This window comes from Mycobacterium paraffinicum (assembly GCF_025822865.1).
Taxonomy (GTDB): Bacteria; Actinomycetota; Actinomycetes; order Mycobacteriales; family Mycobacteriaceae; genus Mycobacterium; species Mycobacterium paraffinicum.
Genome location: NZ_JACKUR010000030.1, coordinates 60096 through 76253 on the forward strand (window position 1 = coordinate 60096; position 16158 = coordinate 76253).

Genomic DNA, 16158 nt, shown 5'->3' on the forward strand with positions numbered 1-16158 from the left:
GTGGCCGGCGTCAGACCTCCACGCGCACTAGCATTTCGCACCGCTCGGGGGCGTGGCGCCGCCGACCAGATACGCCGTGACGTAGTTGTCGATGCAACCGTCGCCCTGGAACACCACCGTGTGCTGGGTTCCGTCGTAGGTGAGCAGCGAACTGCGCAGCTGGTTGGCCAGATCGACCCCGGCCTTGTAGGGCGTCGCCGGGTCGTGGGTGGTCGACACCACCACGGTCGGCGCCAGGCCGGGCGCGGAGATGGTGTGCGGCTTGCTCGTCGGTGGCACCGGCCAGAACGCGCAGGTGCCCAAAGGGGCGTCACCGGTGAACGTGCCATAACTCATGAACGGCGCGATCTCCCGCGAGCGACGGTCCTCGTCAATCACCTTGGCGCGGTCGGTGATTGGCGGCTGGTCGACGCAGTTGATCGCCACCCGCGCGTCGGTGGCGTTGGTGTAGTGGCCGTGCGCGTCACGGCGCATGTACATGTCGGCTAGGGCGAGCAGGGTGTCGCCTCGGTGGTTGACCAGTTCGCCGAGTCCGTCGGTCAGGTGGTGCCACAACGTCGGCGAGTACAGCGCCATGATCGTGCCGACGATGGCGTCGCTATAGCTCAGTCCGCGTGGGTCGTTCGTGGGAGCGGGCCTGCCGACCATCGGGTTGTTGGGGTCGACGAGCGGGTCGATCAGGCTGTGGTAGACGTCGACGGCCTTGGCCGGGTCGGTGCCCAGCGGGCAGCTCGACTGCTTGGCGCAATCGGTGGCGAAGTCGTTGAACGCGTCCTGAAAACCCTTGGCCTGGCGCAGGTCTGCCTCGATGGGGTCGGCGTTGGGGTCGACGGCTCCGTCGAGGATCATCGCCCGCACCTTGTCTGGGTAGGCCTCGGCATAGGCGGAGCCGATCCGGGTGCCGTAGGAGTAGCCGAGGTAGGTCAGCTTGTCGTCGCCCAGCGCCGCCCGGATCGCGTCCAGGTCCCTGGCGACGTTGACCGTGCCGATGTTGGCCAGGAAATTCTTGCCCATCTTGTCGACGCAGCGGCCCACGAATTCCTTGGTCTCGTCCTCGATGTGGGCCACGCCGGCCGGGCTGTAGTCGACGTTCGGCTCCGTGCGCAGCCGATCGTTGTCGGCGTCCGAGTTGCACCAGACGGACGGCCGCGACGACCCCACCCCGCGGGGGTCGAAGCCGACCAGGTCGAACCGTTCGCGGACCCGTTTCGGCAGCGATTGGACGACACCCAGGGCGGCCTCCATACCGGACTCGCCGGGACCGCCGGGGTTGATCACCAACGAACCGATCTTGTCCCCGGTGGCGGGGAAGCGAATCATCGCCAGCGTCGCCACGTCACCGTCGAGGTGGTCGTAGTCGACCGGCACCGCCAGCTTGCCGCACATTGCTCCGGCGGGAATCTTGACCTTCGGGTTCGCCGTCCGACACGGTGTCCACTCCACCGCCTGTCCGAGCTTGGGTTCCGCCAGCAGGGCGCGGCCGCCGACGACGCGCACGCAGCCCGCGAGAAGAAGCGCCACGGCAGCGACCGTTGTCCAAACCAGCAGCGTGCGCGCGACCTTGTCGCGGCGAGACAGACCCATGCCAACATATGCTGCCAGAGGAAACCTGAGATCCTGATGAGCGGCACCACGGCCGGCTATCGGGTGGCCGCGAGCAACTCCTCCATCGCCACCGCGAACTCGTCGGCCATCTCCCACAAGTCCGGCAACAGATCGGGGCACGAGAGCAGCCCGACGTCCAACTTGCCCCGCAGCGACATCGCGGTGATGTTGAGTCCTGACCCGTGGAAGATCGGCCCCAGCGGATACATCGCCTTGACCTCACAGCCCAGCATGTACAGCGGCACCTGCGGGACCGGCACGTTGGACACCACCAGGTTGTGCACCGGCATGCTGTCGGTGAACCGCGTCCTGGCATAGAGCCGCATCGCGATACCGAAAACCGCCGGCGCGGCGAACTGCGTCCAATCCTGTAACAGCGACGCGCCGATGGCGGAACTGTGTTCCTTGGCAACCGAATTCGCATGGGCGATGACCTTCAGGCGCTTCACCGGATCCGCGATTTCGGTATGCAGGCTGGAGAACATCGCCGACACCTGGTTGCGGCCGGGCCGGTCGGATTTTCCGTGCACGGAAACCGGCACCGAGGCCACCAACGGCGCGTCCGGCAAAGCGTTTCGGTCGGCCAGGTATTGGCGCAGCACAGCGGACACCAACGCCATCACCACGTCGTTGACTTTGACGCCGTCGAATCGATTTTTCACCGTTTTGATGTCGTCGAGATTCAATTCGGCGTAGGCGATGTTTCGGCGGTCGGTGATCCGGGCGTTGAACGCGGTGGCGGGCGCGGCGAACGGCCGCGCCATCGCTTGGCCCTCGCGCGCCCGCCGCAGCGTGGCGACCACCGAGGAGACGGTGTCGGGCACCACATTGGCCAGCTGCAGCGGCCGGGCGGCGAATCGGACGAGCCCGCCCGCGGCGATCTGCCACCCACTGGCGCCGCCCACCCCGCGGGCCGGGTCCGGCGGCGGGGCGTCCGGTTCAGTGCCGCAAAGCTGTGACATCAGGTTGGCGCCGGTCACGCCGTCGACGCCGGCGTGATGCACCTTGGTCATCACCGCCAGCCTTCCGTCACGATGGCAATCGGTGCCCGCCACGCCCTCGACGACCCACATCTCCCACAGCGGCCGACGCCGGTCCAACGGCGACTCCGCGATATGCCCGCAGATCTCGGCGAGCTCGGCGCGGCCACCCGGCGCGGGCAGCGCGATCCGGTGCAGATGGCGGTCGAGATCGAAGTTCGCGTCGTCCACCCAGACCGGATGATCGAGATTCAGCAGGTTGTCGGCCAGCTTCTCGCGGAACTCCGGGATCGCTTTGATGCGCAGTGCCAACGCGTCGCGCAGCCGGTCGAAGGTGTAGCCGCCGGGCATCGTCGAGGTGTCCAACTCCATGATCGAGCACACGTGCATGGGCTGCGACGCGGTCTCCAGGTAGAGGAAGCTGGCGTCGAGTCCGCTGAGCCGCTGCATCCGAGCATGGTATGTCTCACATCACACGACCGGTGCAACCGCGCAGAAGAAATGGCAGAATGGCACCGTCAGACGAACCCGGGGACCTTATCCGGCCACGAGGATCGAACCGACCACCCATAGGGACAATGATGTCTGAGCAAAACGTTTACGGTGCAGGCACGTCCGAGCACGCGCAGCCGCTCACCAAAATTCGCACACACCACCTGCAGAAGATGAAGGCCGAAGGGCACAAGTGGGCCATGCTCACGGCCTACGACTATTCGACCGCCCGCATTTTCGACGAGGCGGGCATTCCGGTCCTGCTGGTCGGCGACTCGGCCGCCAACGTCGTGTACGGCTACGACACCACGGTGCCCGTGTCGATCGACGAGATGATCCCGCTGGTGCGCGGCGTCGTGCGGGGCGCCCGCCACGCCCTGGTCGTCGCGGACCTGCCGTTCGGCAGCTACGAGGCGGGGCCGGCCGCGGCCCTGGCGTCGGCTACCCGCTTCATGAAGGAGGGCGGCGCACACGCCGTCAAACTCGAGGGTGGTGAGCGGGTCGCCGAGCAGATCGCCTGCCTGACCGCGGCGGGCATCCCCGTGATGGCGCACATCGGGTTCACGCCGCAGAGCGTGAACAGCTTGGGCGGCTTCCGTGTCCAGGGCCGCGGTGACGCCGCGGAACAGACCGTCGCCGACGCGATCGCCGTCGCCGAAGCCGGGGCCTTCTCCGTCGTCATGGAGATGGTGCCGGCCGACCTGGCCACCCAGATCACCGGCAAGCTGACCATCCCGACCATCGGCATCGGAGCCGGCCCGAACTGCGACGGCCAGGTCCTGGTGTGGCAAGACATGGCCGGCGTCAGCAGCGGCAAGGCCGCCCGCTTCGTCAAGCGGTTCGGCGACATCGGCGGGGAATTGCGCCGGGCCGCAATGCAATATGCGCAAGAAGTGGCCGAGGGCGTCTTCCCGGCCGACGAGCACTGCTTCTGACGGAAGCCACCCGAGGTTTCCGCCCACCGCAACCCCCGATCCTGTCGATTTCCGAAAATCCTTGTGTGGCAGGCGGGTACGATTGCTCTTGGATAAATTCTCTACTCCGAGAGCAAGGGTGAATACATCGACCGGGGAATTTGCGGGGACTTCGTGCACCGTCGAACGGTGCTCAAGCTTCCCCTGCTACTGGCAGGAGGCGCTGCACTGAGCCGAGCACCTCGCGCGGCCGCGGAACCCGCGCCCGGCACCTCGCCGCAGGCAGGCCGCTGGTCGCCCGAGCGCGCCAACCGGTGGTATCAGGCGCAGCCCTGGCCGGTTGGGGTGAACTACATCACCTCGAACGCCATCAACCAGCTGGAGATGTTTCAGGCCGATACGTTCGATCCCCGGCGAATCGACACCGAACTGGACTGGGCCCACGCCAGCGGGTTCAACGCGGTGCGCGTCTTCCTGCACGATCTGCTGTGGGAGCAGGGCCCACGCGAGTTCCAAGTCCGCCTCGCCCAGTTCGTCGACATCGCGGCGCGCCACGACATCAAGCCGCTGTTCGTCTTGTTCGACTCCTGTTGGGATCCGCACCCCCAATCGGGTCCGCAGCGCGCGCCGACGCCCGGCGTGCACAACTCGGGCTGGGTGCAGAGCCCGGGTGCGCAACGCCTCGGTGAACACAGCTACATCCCGACCCTGCGCGACTACGTCACCGGGGTGCTGGCTCAGTTCCGCACCGACGACCGCGTTTTGGGCTGGGACCTGTGGAACGAACCCGACAATCCCTCGAAGTACTACCGCTCGGTCGAGCGGGCCGACAAGCTGGACCTGGTCGCCGACCTGTTGCCGCAGGTGTTCGGCTGGGCCCGTTCGGTCGACCCGAGCCAGCCGCTGACGAGCGCCGTCTGGGACGGCGAGTGGGCGGACCCCGGCCGCCGCAGCGCGATCAGCGGCATTCAGCTGGACAACTCCGACGTGATCACGTTCCACTCCTATGACCCGCCCGCGAAGTTCGAGAGCCGGATCGCCGAGCTCACACCCCTGGGTCGACCGATCCTGTGCACCGAATACATGGCCCGGCCGTTGGGCAGCACGGTCCAGGGTGTGCTGCCCATCGCGAAGCGCTACAACGTCGGCGCGTTCAACTGGGGCCTGGTCGCCGGGAAAACGCAGACCTTCTTCCCCTGGGACTCATGGGAACATCCCAACCCCGCTATGCCGGCTGAATGGTTCCACGATCTGCTCGCGCCCGACGGGCGGCCGTTCCGCGATCCCGAGATTCAGACGATCCGCGAGGTGGGCGGCCTGGCGATGCATCTCCGCGAAGGTCCCCCGCCGCCACCGCCATAGCGCCCGGGCGGGCAGCAACCCGCGGGCCATCGCCGCCATCTGCGTCACCGCGGTATGGCAGGCTATGAGAGCCCATCACCACCGTCCACGACGTTCAAGGCCGCGGCGACGCGCCGCAACGGAGCCGAACATGCCTGCAAAAGCGCCGCAAGCCTCGCGCCATCGAGAGGTGGAGCGCAAGTTCGACGTTGGCGAATCCACCGTGTCACCTTCGTTCGAAGGCATCGCCGCCGTGGCGCACGTCGACAAGTCGCCGACTCAGACTTTGGACGCGACGTACTTCGACACCCCGGCACAGGACCTAGCCCGCAACAAGATCACCCTGCGCCGCCGCACCGGTGGCTCCGATGCGGGGTGGCACCTGAAGCTGCCGACCGGTCCCGAGGCCCGCACCGAGGTCCGGGTGCCGCTGGACGCGTCCGGCACCGACACCGTCCCGGAGGAGTTGGTGGACGTCGTGCTGGCGATCGTCCGCGACCGCCCCCTAGTACCGGTGGCGCGGATCACCACCCAACGCGAAAACCACGTGCTCTACGCCGCCGACGGCGCGCCGCTGGCGGAGTTCAGCAATGACCACGTCACCGCGTGGTCGGCCCGTACGTCCGAGGACGCCGACCTGGAACCCACCCAGCAGGAGTGGCGCGAATGGGAGCTCGAGCTTGCCGAGAAGAACGGGGCCCCGGACACGGAGCTGTTGAACCGGCTGGGTAACCGGCTGCTCGACGCCGGCGCCGCACCCGCCGGACATGCCTCCAAGTTGGCACGCGTGCTCGGCACCACGCCACAGCCCGACAGCGCGCAGTCCGCCGAGCACCCCTTGCAGCGCGCGGTGGCCGAGCAGATTCGCGAACTGCTGGTGTGGGATCGCGCCGTGCGGGCCGACGCCTTCGATTCCATTCACCAGATGCGGGTCACCACCCGCAAGCTGCGCAGCCTGCTGCGCGACTACCAGGAATCGTTCGGATTGCCCGACGACGGCTGGGTTCTCGACGAGCTGCGCGAGCTGGCCGCCATCCTCGGCATCGCGCGCGACGCCGAGGTCCTGGCGGAACGTTACGAGCGCCAATTGGACGGGCTGACACCGGATTTGGTGCGCGGGCCGGTGCACGAGCGGCTGGTCGGGGGCGCCCAGCGCCGTTACCAGACGGGGCTGCGCCGGTCGCTGATGGCCATGCGTTCGCAGCGCTATTTCCGGCTGCTCGACGCACTCGACGCGATCGCGGCGCAAACCCCCGGCAGCGCCTCGGATGAAGAACACGCGCCGGTCACCATCGACGCCGCCTACAAGAAGGTCCGCAAGGCCGCCAGGGCCGCCGCGCAGGTTTACCGGGACCACCCGGACGACCAGCACCAGCGCGACGAGGCAGTGCACCGGATCCGCAAGCGGGTCAAGCGACTTCGCTACACCGCGGCGGCCACCGGCGAGGACAAGGTCTCCGAGCAGTCGAAGGCCGTCCAGTCGCTGCTCGGTGACCACCAGGACAGCGTGGTCAGCCGCGAACACCTGCGTCACGAATCCGAAGCCGCGCACACCGCCGGCGAGGACACCTTCACCTACGGCCTGCTGTACCAGCAGGAGGCCGACTTGGCCGAGCGGTGCGAACAGCAGCTCGACGACGCGTTGCGCCAACTCGCCAAGGCGGTGCGCAAGGCCCGGCACTGAGCAGGGCGGACGAGTTGGCCTGTAAGCCGGATTCTGTTCTGCACACCTCCGGCAGCCGGAGATGCACAGTGGCGACCATCCATCTGGGCACACCGTCGCCGGGTGCCTCGAGCGGCCTACCCGCAGGCTCGGGCGAGCAACCCTCGGACGCCTGCGCGGCCGCACCCTTCGGTGCGGCCTTCTTGGCCTTGCTTCGGGTGGGGTTTGCCTAGCCACCCCGGTCACCCGGGATGCTGGTGCGCTCTTACCGCACCGTTTCACCCTTACCACCGCGAGGGTGGCGGTCTGTTTTCTGTGGCACTGTCCCGCGAGTCACCTCGGATTGCCGTTAGCAATCACCCTGCTCTGTGAAGTCCGGACTTTCCTCGAACCGCCTTGCGACGGTCCGCGGCCGCCCGGCCAACTCGTCCGCGACGATCCACGGTACTACCTGCGCGATGCCGGGGCCAGCAACTATCGGAGGATCGGCGCGGCTCTATGGTGGACCTCGCAGGCAGGCACACGAAAGGACGCGGATGTCCCGGTGGACGAAGCGCGTCGACTCCGGCGACTGGGACGCCATCGCCGCCGCGGTCGACGAGTACGGCGGGGCGCTGCTGCCGCGGCTGGTCACCGCAGGCGAGGCGGCCCGGCTCCGCAAGCTCTACGGCGACGACGCCCTGTTCCGCTCGACCATCGACATGGCGCCCAAGCGGTACGGCGCCGGGCAGTACCGCTACTTCCACGCGCCCTATCCCGACCCGATCGAGGAGCTCAAACAGGCGCTGTACCCCCGCCTGTTGCCGATCGCCCGCGACTGGTGGGCAAAGCTGGGCCGCGATGCGCCCTGGCCGGACAGGCTCGACGATTGGCTGGCCACCTGCCACGCGGCCGGCCAGACCCGGTCCACGGCGCTGATGCTCAGGTACGGCCCGGGCGACTGGAACGCCTTGCACCGAGACCTCTACGGCGACTTGGTTTTTCCGCTACAGGTGGTGATCAACCTGAGCGAACCCGACACCGACTACACCGGTGGCGAATTCCTGCTCGTCGAACAGCGGCCGCGCGCGCAGTCCCGTGGCACCGCAACGCAATTGCCGCAGGGCCATGGTTTCGTGTTCACCACGCGGGAGCGGCCGGTGCCCTCGAGCCGCGGCTGGTCCGCGGCTCCGGTGCGGCACGGGGTGTCGGTGGTGCGCTCCGGTGAGCGTTACGCCATCGGGCTGATCTTTCACGACGCGGCCTGAGGTTTCCGGACCGCCGCACACCGATTGTGCGACCGCTTAGCATTGACCATTGCCCAGCGGGGATGTTGGTGCCAGTCTGACCAGATGACAGATACCGAAGGGTTCGTCGACCAGACCGTGACGGGTCTCGCGGAGCCGCAGCCGATGTACAAGGCGCTGCGCGAAACGAGCCCGGTGTTCCGGTCGCCGCAGGCGGTGGTTCTCAGCCGGCTGGCCGACATCGAGATGGCGCTCAAACACACCGAGCTGTTCTCGTCGAACATGGACGCCGTCGACCTGGGCAACGTGCGGCCGCTGATCCCCCTGCAAATCGACCCACCCGAACACGCGAAGTACCGCCGCATCCTCGACCCGCTGTTCACCCCGCGGGAGATGGCCCGGCGCGAACCGCGCGTCACCGAACTGGTGAACGAGATGATCGACCGCTTCGCCGACCGGGGCGAATGCGACTTCCACGCCGAGTTCGCGGTGCCCTTGCCGTGCACCGTCTTCCTGCAGCTGCTCGGGTTGCCGCTGGAGGACCTCGACAAGTTCCTGGAATGGAAGGACGGCGTGATCCGCCCGGAGGGGGATTCCGGCTTCGACCGCCGCCACGACAGCTCCGCGACAGTCGCGCAACAGATTTACGACTACTTCGACCGTGCCATCGACGACCACATCGCCAGCCCCCGCGACGACGTGCTGTCGGCGATGATCGCCGCCGACATCGCTGGGCAGCCGCTGTCGCGCGAAGAACTCCTGGACATCTGCTTTTTGTTCCTGATCGCCGGCCTGGACACGGTCACCGATTCGCTCGACTGCTTTTTCGTGTACCTCGCGCGCCACCCCGACCACCGTCGTCAGCTGGCCGAGCAGCCCGACGTGTTGCCGGGCGCGATCGAGGAGTTGCTGCGCTGGGAGACGCCGGTGCCCGGCGTCGCCCGCGTCGCAATCCAGGACGTCGAGGTCGGCGGGTGTCCCATCAGCAAGGGCGAACGGGTCAGCCCGCTACTGGGCGCCGCCAACACCGACCCCGCCGAGTTCGCCGACCCGGAGCTGGTGGACTTCACCCGCAACCCGAACCGGCACCGCGCATTCGGCGGCGGCCCACACCGCTGCCTCGGCTCCCACCTCGCCCGTATGGAGCTGCGGGTGGCGTTACGCGAATTCCACCGGCGCATACCGGATTACGAGATCAAGCCCGGCACCCAGCTGACCTACACCGCCGCGCTGCGTTCGGTGGAGTCGCTGCCGCTGGTGTTTCCGGCGCCATGACCCGGATAGTCGTCGACGCCGACCGCTGCACGGGGCACGGGCGCTGCTACACCCTGGCGCCCGACGTCTTCGACGCCGACGAGGTCGGCCACTCCGTCGTGCTCGTCGATGAGGTGTCCGGCGAGCTCGAGGCGCAGGCCGTCACGGCGGAGCAAAACTGCCCCGAAGGCGCCATCTCCCTAACCCGTTGAAGCAGAACGTGACTCCGGTGGCCGCCGCGCCGTCGAACGAGCGGATGATCGCCGGGGTCGCCGCCGCGGCAACCGCGCTCGGGGTGGCCCAGCTGGTGGGCATCCCCTTCGGTGCGCGGGCCGACGCACGGGCCGCGATCGGCGCGGCCGTCGTCGACCTGACACCGGGCCCGGTCAAAGAGTGGGCGATTCAGACCCTGGGCTCGTTGGACAAACTCTTCCTGGCCGCGGCCGTGCTGGTGGTGATCGCCGCAATCGCCGCCATTGCCGGGACGTTCGAGACTCGGCGCCGCCCGATCGGTAGCGCGGTGATCGCCGCGGCGGGCGTGCTCGGATGCGTCGCGGTGCTGTCGCGTCCGGGCGCGACGGCGCTCGACACGATCCCGACCATCGCGGGCGCTGCCTGCGGCGTCGCGGCGCTGCGCCTGCTCACCCGTCATTTTCGGCCGGTCCCCGAAGACACCGGCGACCACGACGAGCCCGATGCCGGCAGGCGCAGGTTGGTCGTGCTCGGCGTGCTCGGATTCGGAGTCGTGAGCGGCGTGGCGGGTGCGGTGATCACTCGGTTGGTGCATTCGGTGGCCGCGGATCGCACCAGCTTCACGCCGCCCAGGCCACGCACCTCGGCGCCCCCGATACCCGCTGACGTGCAGCCGAAAGGCGTTGCGCTGCCGAGCTTCGTCACCCCCGGCGCCGACTTCTACCGGGTGGACACCGCTCTCACCGTTCCCCAACTCAGCCACTCCGACTGGCGGCTGCGCATTCACGGCATGGTGAACCGGGAAGCCACCTACACCTTCGCCGACCTCGCCGGCTTTGCCGTGGTAGAAAAGGTGGCGACGCTCACGTGCGTGTCCAATCCCGTTGGCGGCGAACTTATTTCGACCGGCGTCTGGACGGGCTATCGAGTGGCCGATCTGTTGGCCGCGGCCGGTGTGCGTCCGGAAGCCGACATGGTGCTGTCGACGTCGATCGACGGGTTCACCGCCGGCACGCCGGTGGAGGCGCTCACCGATGGCCGCGACGCGCTGCTGGCGGTCGCCCTCAACGGCGAGCCCCTGCCGATCGAACACGGCTATCCGGCCCGGCTGGTCGTGCCCGGACTCTACGGGTACGTGTCTGCGACCAAGTGGGTCGTCGACATGGAGCTGACCCGCTTTGACAAGGCGGAGGCCTACTGGACGCGGCAGGGCTGGGCACCGCGCGCACCCGTCAAGACGGAGTCGCGGATCGACGTGCCGAAAAGCGGTCAGCGGGTGCCGGTGGGTCCGGTGGTTTTCGGCGGTGTCGCGTGGGCGCAGAATCGGGGCGTGCGGCTCGTGGAGGTCCGCATCGACGACGGCGCGTGGCAGGCCGCCGAACAGGGCGCGAGCTACTCCAACGAGACGTGGCGGCTGTGGAGCTTTCCCTGGCAGGCGAAGAGCCCTGGGCGGCACACCATCACGGTGCGCGCCACCGACAACACCGGTGCCACCCAGACCGCGGACAGGGCCGCTACGGTCCCCGACGGCGCCACCGGCTGGCACACGGTGGACTTCACCGTGACGGGGACGTGAACCCCTATTTCGACGAGAGTTTGCGCCAGCTGACTACCGCGATCACGATGCCGATCACCGCCGTGATCGGACCGATGACTGACCAGGTCGTGGTGTTGCTCATCGGGCTACCACCGAGCACCCCGAATCCCTGAAGCGCCCAGATCAAACCGAACAAGGCGACGATCGAACCCAAGGCTAGTGTCGCGACGAATGTCCTTCTCATAGGCGGATGGTACGACCAGGCTCACCGCCGGGCGAGGGCGTGCCATGCCATGTCGACGATGGCGGCGCAATAGTCGTCGTCGACGGGAACGTCGGAGTACAGGGCCCGAATGTTGAGCGGCGCCAGCAAGATCTGAACCGCAGCCAGGGTGTTGACGTCGTCGCGCAATTCGCCGCGCTCCCTGGCCCGGTCCACGACCGCGCGCATCGCACCGAAATGTGCCCGCCAGAACCTCAAGCGAGTGAGTTCATCGTGCCCACCGCGGCGGTCCATCACCAGCGCGCGCAATAGTGTGCAGCCGATTTCAGTGTTGATCCGGTTGGTCACATTGCGGGCCAAGGCCTCTAAGTCCCCCCGCAATGAGCCGGTGTCGGTTCCCGAACTGACCTTCTCGACATCGGAGAGAACCGCGTCGACGATGAGTTGGCGCCGATCTGCCCAGTACCGGTACACCATCGCGGGATCCAAGTGATGCCGCTCGGCCAACGCCTCGATGCTGAACCGCTCGACGCCCCATCGGGTCAACTCGTCGAGCACGGCCGGCATCACCAGCGCCCGAACTTCCGCAGGAATCGAATCTCCTGATGGTTCAGACGGCCGCATGAGTTCTCCTTAACGCCTACAGGTAGCCCGTCTGGTTCACCAAACGCACAGAAGACGCACCGTCAGAATAGAACTCCGCAATGCTCAGAGACGCCAGGTCGAGGTGCAACCGGTACAGGATTCCCGGCCCGGCCTCCAGCGCGAGCCGCAGCAGCATCTTGATCGGCGTCACGTGGGACACCACCAGCACCGTCGTGCCCTGGTGCGCGGCGATGATGCGTTCGCGGGCGTTCAGGACCCGGTCGAGCACGTCGTCGAAGCTTTCACCGCCCGGCGGGGTGGTGCCGGTGTCCCGCAGCCAGCGCCCGTGCAGCTCCGGGTCGTGCTCGGCGGCCTCGGCGAACGTCAATCCCTCCCAGGCGCCGAAGTCGGTCTCGATCAAGTCGTCGTCGACGGTCACGTCCAGGCCGAGCGCCTTGGCGGCCCTGGCCGCGGTGTCGTAGGCCCGCTGCAGCGGCGAGGCGAACACCGCCGAGATTCCGCCGCGCTGAGCCAGATAACGCGCCGCGGCGTCCGCCTGCCGGCGCCCCACCTCGGTCAGGGCCGGGTTGCCACGGCCCGAGTAGCGGCGCTGCGCCGACAGCTCGGTCTGGCCGTGTCGTAACAACAGCAGCCTGGTCGGCGTCCCCCGCGCACCGGTCCATCCCGGCGCCTGCGGGGATGGCGGGGACTGTGCCGCAGCGACTTTCGCGGGCTCGGCCGCGGCCTGCCCGGGATCCTCCCCGGGGTCGCTGGCGGCGGCCGCATCCATCGCCTCGTTGGCCAGCCGATCGGCGTAGGAGTTGCGGTCCCGCGGAATCCACGTGTAGCCGATCCGCTCGAATCGCGCCGCCAGCTTTCGGGCCTGGCCGTGCAGCTCGACCAGGTCGGGATGCTTGACCTTCCACCGCCCCGACATCTGCTCCACCAGCAGCTTGGAATCCAGGAAGACCGCGGCCTCGACCGCACCAACCCGCAGGGCGTCTTCCAAACCGGCCAGCAGGCCACGATATTCGGCCACGTTGTTCGTGGCCCGGCCGATGGCCTGCTTACTCTCCGCGAGCACCGTGGAGCGGTCCTCCGTCCACACCACGGCGCCGTATCCGGCCGGGCCGGGATTGCCGCGCGACCCCCCGTCGGCCTCGATCACCACCTTCACTGGTCGAACCCCTTGACCCGCAACAGGATCGCGCCACACTCCGGGCACCGCACCACGTCGTCTTCGGCGGCGGCGGAGATCCGCGACATTTCGCCGCGGTCGATCTCGAGGCGGCAGGCACCGCACCGGCGGCCGAGCAACGGTCCGGCGCCCGGGCCTCCCCCGGCGCGCTGGCGTTCGTACAACGCGGACAGGGCGGGGTCCAGCGCCGCGCTCAGCGTTTCGCGCCGCGACGAATGAGCCTGCCGGGTCTCGCTGATTTCGGCGAGCGCGGCATCGAGAGCCCGCTGGGCTTCGGCCAATTCGGCCTCCAGCGCTTCGACCTTGCCCTGTCCGTCATCCAGCTGGGACTGCAGCTCCTCGCGGCGCTCCATCACATCGAGCAGCGAATCTTCCAGGCTGGCCTGGCGGCGCGTCAGGGTCTCGAGCTCGTGCTGTAGATCCGACAGTTGCTTCGCGTCGGTGGCACCGGACTGCAGCAACGACCTGTCGCGGTCCTCGCGCTGCCGGACCGCCTCGATTTCGGACTCGAACCGCGACACCTGAACGTCGATGTCCTCCAACGCGATCCGGATGGCGCCCACCCGGTCAGCGGCGGCGCTGAGTTCCTCCTGCAGCCGCTCGCAGGCCTGTTGCTCCGCCAGATGGCTTGCCCGGTGCGTGATGCGGGACAGCTCGGCATCCAGCTTCGACAGCTCGAGCAGCGAACGCTGCTGAGCGACTTCGGCCTTCATCACTGGTCACCCTCCATTTGCCCCATATTCCATGGGTCGGTGCGGATCGTGCATACCCGCACCGGCAGCGCGGCACCGAAACGGGACCGCAGCAGGTCGGCGGCCTGGTCGCACCAGGGGAATTCACTCGCCCAGTGCGCCACGTCGATCAGCGCCACGCCCGAGGCCCGGCGATGCTCGTCGGCCGGATGGTGCCGCAGGTCGGCCGTCACGTAGGCCTGCACCCCCGCGCCGGCCACGGCCGCGAGCAGGGAGTCCCCGGCGCCGCCGCAAACGGCGACCCGGGATACCGGCAAGTCGGGATCGCCGGCCGCGCGCACGCCCCACGCCGTGCGCGGCAGGGCGGCTTCGACGCGGGCCACGAAATCGCGCAGCGGTTCGGGCCGGGGCAGGGCGCCGATGCGGCCCAACCCGGCGTCACCGGGTGGGGGCAGCAACGCGAAGACGTCGAACGCGGGCTCCTCGTAGGGATGGGCGGCGCGCATGGCCGCCAGCACGCCGGCCCGGATCCGAGCGGGCGCGACGACCTCGAACCGGTCCTCGGCCACCCTCTCGACGGCTCCGACGCTGCCCACCGCGGGCGACGCCCCCTCGTGCGGCAGGAACTGCCCGATGCCACTGACGCTCCAGCTGCAGTGCGAGTAGTCGCCGATGTGCCCGGCGCCCGCCTCGAACACGGCCGCCTGCACCGCTTCCGCGTTGTCACGCGGCACATAGATGACCCACTTGTCCAGATCGGGAGCGGCCGTTCGCGGCTCCAGGGCCGCTTCGACGGTGAGGCCGAGGGCCTGAGCGAGCGCATCGGACACGCCCGGTGAGGCCGAGTCGGCGTTGGTGTGCGCGGTGAACAGCGAACGCCCCGTCCGGATCAGGCGGTGCACCAGCGCGCCCTTGGGCGTGCTGGCCGCCACGGTGTCGACCCCGCGCAGCAGCAAGGGGTGATGGGCCAGCAGCAGGTCACCCTCGGGAACTTCGTCGACGACCGCGGCCGTCGCGTCCACCGCGACGGTCACCGACTCGATCGCATCGTCGGGGTCGCCGCACACCAGGCCCACAGAGTCCCACGATTCGGCGAGCCGCGGCGGGTAGGCCTCGTCCAGCACGTCGACGACGTCGGCCAGCCGCACGCTCACCCGCACACCTCCGCGATGGCCGCGACCAGCAGCGGCCACTCCCGGCGCACCGTGGCCCGCAGGTAACGCCCGTCCAAGCCGACGAACGTGTCACAGCGACGAATGGCAATCCCCCTGTCCTGCAGAGTTTTTCGAATCTCAACGGCGTCCGCCCTGCGGAACAGCACGAACGGGGCCCGGCCGTCGACCACCTCGGCGCCCACCGACGTCAGGCCGGCCACCATCTCGGCGCGCAACTCCGCCAGGCGCATGGTGCCGGCCGCCGCCTCGGCGACGGCCTGCCGGCCGCAACACGCCGCGATGGCCGCCAGCTGCAGCGTCCCCACCGGCCAGTGGGCACGCTGAGAGGTCAACCGGGCCAGCAGTTCCGGGGATCCCAGGGCGTAGCCAACCCGCAATCCCGCCAGCGCCCACGTCTTGGTCAGGCTCCGCAGCACCAGCACGTCGGGCAGCGAGTCAGCGGCCAGCGACTCCGGTTCGCCGGGGATCGAATCGGCGAACGCCTCGTCGACCACCAGGATCCGGCCGGGCCGGCGCAACGCGAGGAGCTGCTCGCGGGTGTGCAGCACCGAGGTGGGATTGGTGGGGTTGCCCACCACCACCAGGTCGGCGTCGTCGGGAACGGTCACCGCGTCCAGGACGAACGGCGGCTCGAGCACCACGTGGTGCACGGGCACCCCGGCCGCGCTGAGCGCGTCCGCCGGCTCGGTGAACGAGGGCGCGACGATCGCCGCCCGCGCCGGACGCAGGTTGCTCAGCAACGCGAACCCCTCCGCGGCCCCGGCCAGCGGCAGCACCTCGTCGCGTCGTCGGCCGTGCCGCTCCGCGACCGCGTCCTGCGCCGAGCGCACGTCCTGGGCGCTCGGGTAGCGCCCAAGATCGGGCAGCCGCGCGGCCAGCCGCCGCACCAGCCACTCGGGCGGTTGCGCGTGACGGACGTTGACGGCGAAATCCAGCATCCCGGGTGCGACGGCCTGATCACCGTGATAGCGCGTCGCAGGCGGGCTCAGGTTCAGACTCGCCATCCGAGAAACACTAGTGGGCCGCTTGGGCGCGTGGCAGCGACACCGTCACACCCGAACGCGACCATCGAGGACAATGG

General features: G+C 68.7%; 15 protein-coding genes and 1 other RNA gene. 7 read left to right on the top strand and 9 right to left on the bottom strand.

Features of this window, described 5'->3' with window-relative positions; genetic code table 11:
- Positions 1 to 27 precede the first annotated feature (27 nt).
- Together H7J89_RS21065 and H7J89_RS21070 are read right to left on the bottom strand one after the other, a co-directional pair.
- A complete protein-coding gene (locus H7J89_RS21065; RefSeq protein WP_264046285.1) occupies positions 28 to 1584 on the bottom strand; it encodes an alpha/beta hydrolase in 1557 nt (518 codons plus the stop codon).
- 56 nt (positions 1585 to 1640) lie between these two features.
- Entirely contained in the window at positions 1641 to 3035 is a 1395-nt protein-coding gene (locus H7J89_RS21070; RefSeq protein WP_264046286.1) for a WS/DGAT/MGAT family O-acyltransferase, read from the bottom strand.
- A gap of 131 nt (positions 3036 to 3166) precedes the next feature.
- Between H7J89_RS21070 and panB the strand changes: the two genes are divergently transcribed.
- The 3 genes from panB to H7J89_RS21085 all read left to right on the top strand — a co-directional run bounded on the left by panB (position 3167) and on the right by H7J89_RS21085 (position 7016).
- Entirely contained in the window at positions 3167 to 4012 is an 846-nt protein-coding gene (gene panB / locus H7J89_RS21075) for a 3-methyl-2-oxobutanoate hydroxymethyltransferase (protein ID WP_264046288.1), read from the top strand.
- A gap of 153 nt (positions 4013 to 4165) precedes the next feature.
- On the top strand, positions 4166 to 5353 hold the full coding sequence (locus H7J89_RS21080; RefSeq protein WP_264046290.1) for a glycoside hydrolase 5 family protein: 1188 nt from the start codon (positions 4166 to 4168) through the stop codon (positions 5351 to 5353).
- 130 nt (positions 5354 to 5483) lie between these two features.
- On the top strand, positions 5484 to 7016 hold the full coding sequence (locus H7J89_RS21085; protein ID WP_264046292.1) for a CYTH and CHAD domain-containing protein: 1533 nt from the start codon (positions 5484 to 5486) through the stop codon (positions 7014 to 7016).
- Positions 7017 to 7022: 6 nt separating this feature from the next.
- Here the strand turns inward: H7J89_RS21085 and rnpB are convergent.
- Positions 7023 to 7423, bottom strand: an RNA gene (gene rnpB / locus H7J89_RS21090) — RNase P RNA component class A.
- A 108-nt stretch (positions 7424 to 7531) separates the two neighbouring features.
- On the opposite strand from rnpB, the gene H7J89_RS21095 reads away from it, so the two are divergent.
- The 4 genes from H7J89_RS21095 (at position 7532) to H7J89_RS21110 (ending at position 11243) form a co-directional block, all read left to right on the top strand.
- Positions 7532 to 8242: a 2OG-Fe(II) oxygenase gene (locus H7J89_RS21095; protein ID WP_264046294.1), complete on the top strand. Its 711-nt coding sequence runs from the start codon at positions 7532 to 7534 to the stop codon at positions 8240 to 8242.
- A gap of 84 nt (positions 8243 to 8326) precedes the next feature.
- On the top strand, positions 8327 to 9496 hold the full coding sequence (locus H7J89_RS21100) for a cytochrome P450 (protein WP_264046296.1): 1170 nt from the start codon (positions 8327 to 8329) through the stop codon (positions 9494 to 9496).
- Positions 9493 to 9687, top strand: a complete 195-nt coding sequence (locus H7J89_RS21105; RefSeq protein ID WP_264046298.1) for a ferredoxin — start codon at positions 9493 to 9495, stop codon at positions 9685 to 9687. The genes H7J89_RS21100 and H7J89_RS21105 overlap by 4 nt, the downstream gene beginning before the upstream one ends.
- Before the next feature lie 44 nt (positions 9688 to 9731).
- Positions 9732 to 11243, top strand: a complete 1512-nt coding sequence (locus H7J89_RS21110; protein ID WP_264046350.1) for a molybdopterin-dependent oxidoreductase — start codon at positions 9732 to 9734, stop codon at positions 11241 to 11243.
- 4 nt (positions 11244 to 11247) lie between these two features.
- Here H7J89_RS21110 and H7J89_RS21115 read toward each other — a convergent pair whose 3' ends face one another.
- The 6 genes from H7J89_RS21115 to cobC are packed head-to-tail and all read right to left on the bottom strand — an operon-like array spanning position 11248 to position 16081.
- The gene (locus tag H7J89_RS21115) at positions 11248 to 11448 is read right to left on the bottom strand and encodes a hypothetical protein (protein ID WP_264046300.1); all 201 of its coding nucleotides are present in this window, start codon (positions 11446 to 11448) and stop codon (positions 11248 to 11250) included.
- Positions 11449 to 11469: 21 nt separating this feature from the next.
- Entirely contained in the window at positions 11470 to 12051 is a 582-nt protein-coding gene (locus tag H7J89_RS21120) for a TetR-like C-terminal domain-containing protein (RefSeq protein WP_264046302.1), read from the bottom strand.
- A gap of 16 nt (positions 12052 to 12067) precedes the next feature.
- On the bottom strand, positions 12068 to 13189 hold the full coding sequence (locus tag H7J89_RS21125; RefSeq protein WP_264046305.1) for a bifunctional RNase H/acid phosphatase: 1122 nt from the start codon (positions 13187 to 13189) through the stop codon (positions 12068 to 12070).
- Positions 13186 to 13923: a zinc ribbon domain-containing protein gene (locus H7J89_RS21130; protein WP_264046307.1), complete on the bottom strand. Its 738-nt coding sequence runs from the start codon at positions 13921 to 13923 to the stop codon at positions 13186 to 13188. The genes H7J89_RS21125 and H7J89_RS21130 overlap by 4 nt, the downstream gene beginning before the upstream one ends.
- The gene (locus H7J89_RS21135; RefSeq protein WP_264046309.1) at positions 13923 to 15056 is read right to left on the bottom strand and encodes a Nif3-like dinuclear metal center hexameric protein; all 1134 of its coding nucleotides are present in this window, start codon (positions 15054 to 15056) and stop codon (positions 13923 to 13925) included. The genes H7J89_RS21130 and H7J89_RS21135 overlap by 1 nt, the downstream gene beginning before the upstream one ends.
- Positions 15053 to 16081, bottom strand: a complete 1029-nt coding sequence (gene cobC, locus H7J89_RS21140; protein ID WP_264046311.1) for an Rv2231c family histidinol phosphate aminotransferase CobC — start codon at positions 16079 to 16081, stop codon at positions 15053 to 15055. Before cobC ends, H7J89_RS21135 begins: the two co-directional genes overlap by 4 nt.
- Between the last annotated feature and the right edge of the window lie 77 nt (positions 16082 to 16158).

Bases quoted from the DNA above. Each gene is read 5' to 3' on its own strand.
- H7J89_RS21115 (WP_264046300.1), bottom strand. From the start codon at position 11,448: ATGAGAAGGACATTCGTCGCGACACTAGCCTTGGGTTCGATCGTCGCC.
- H7J89_RS21095 (WP_264046294.1), top strand. From the start codon at position 7,532: ATGTCCCGGTGGACGAAGCGCGTCGACTCCGGCGACTGGGACGCCATC.
- cobC (WP_264046311.1), bottom strand. From the start codon at position 16,081: ATGGCGAGTCTGAACCTGAGCCCGCCTGCGACGCGCTATCACGGTGAT.
- H7J89_RS21130 (WP_264046307.1), bottom strand. From the start codon at position 13,923: ATGAAGGCCGAAGTCGCTCAGCAGCGTTCGCTGCTCGAGCTGTCGAAG.
- H7J89_RS21110 (WP_264046350.1), top strand. From the start codon at position 9,732: ATGATCGCCGGGGTCGCCGCCGCGGCAACCGCGCTCGGGGTGGCCCAG.
- H7J89_RS21085 (WP_264046292.1), top strand. From the start codon at position 5,484: ATGCCTGCAAAAGCGCCGCAAGCCTCGCGCCATCGAGAGGTGGAGCGC.
- H7J89_RS21105 (WP_264046298.1), top strand. From the start codon at position 9,493: ATGACCCGGATAGTCGTCGACGCCGACCGCTGCACGGGGCACGGGCGC.
- H7J89_RS21100 (WP_264046296.1), top strand. From the start codon at position 8,327: ATGACAGATACCGAAGGGTTCGTCGACCAGACCGTGACGGGTCTCGCG.
- H7J89_RS21065 (WP_264046285.1), bottom strand. From the start codon at position 1,584: ATGGGTCTGTCTCGCCGCGACAAGGTCGCGCGCACGCTGCTGGTTTGG.
- panB (WP_264046288.1), top strand. From the start codon at position 3,167: ATGTCTGAGCAAAACGTTTACGGTGCAGGCACGTCCGAGCACGCGCAG.
- H7J89_RS21070 (WP_264046286.1), bottom strand. From the start codon at position 3,035: ATGCAGCGGCTCAGCGGACTCGACGCCAGCTTCCTCTACCTGGAGACC.
- H7J89_RS21120 (WP_264046302.1), bottom strand. From the start codon at position 12,051: ATGCGGCCGTCTGAACCATCAGGAGATTCGATTCCTGCGGAAGTTCGG.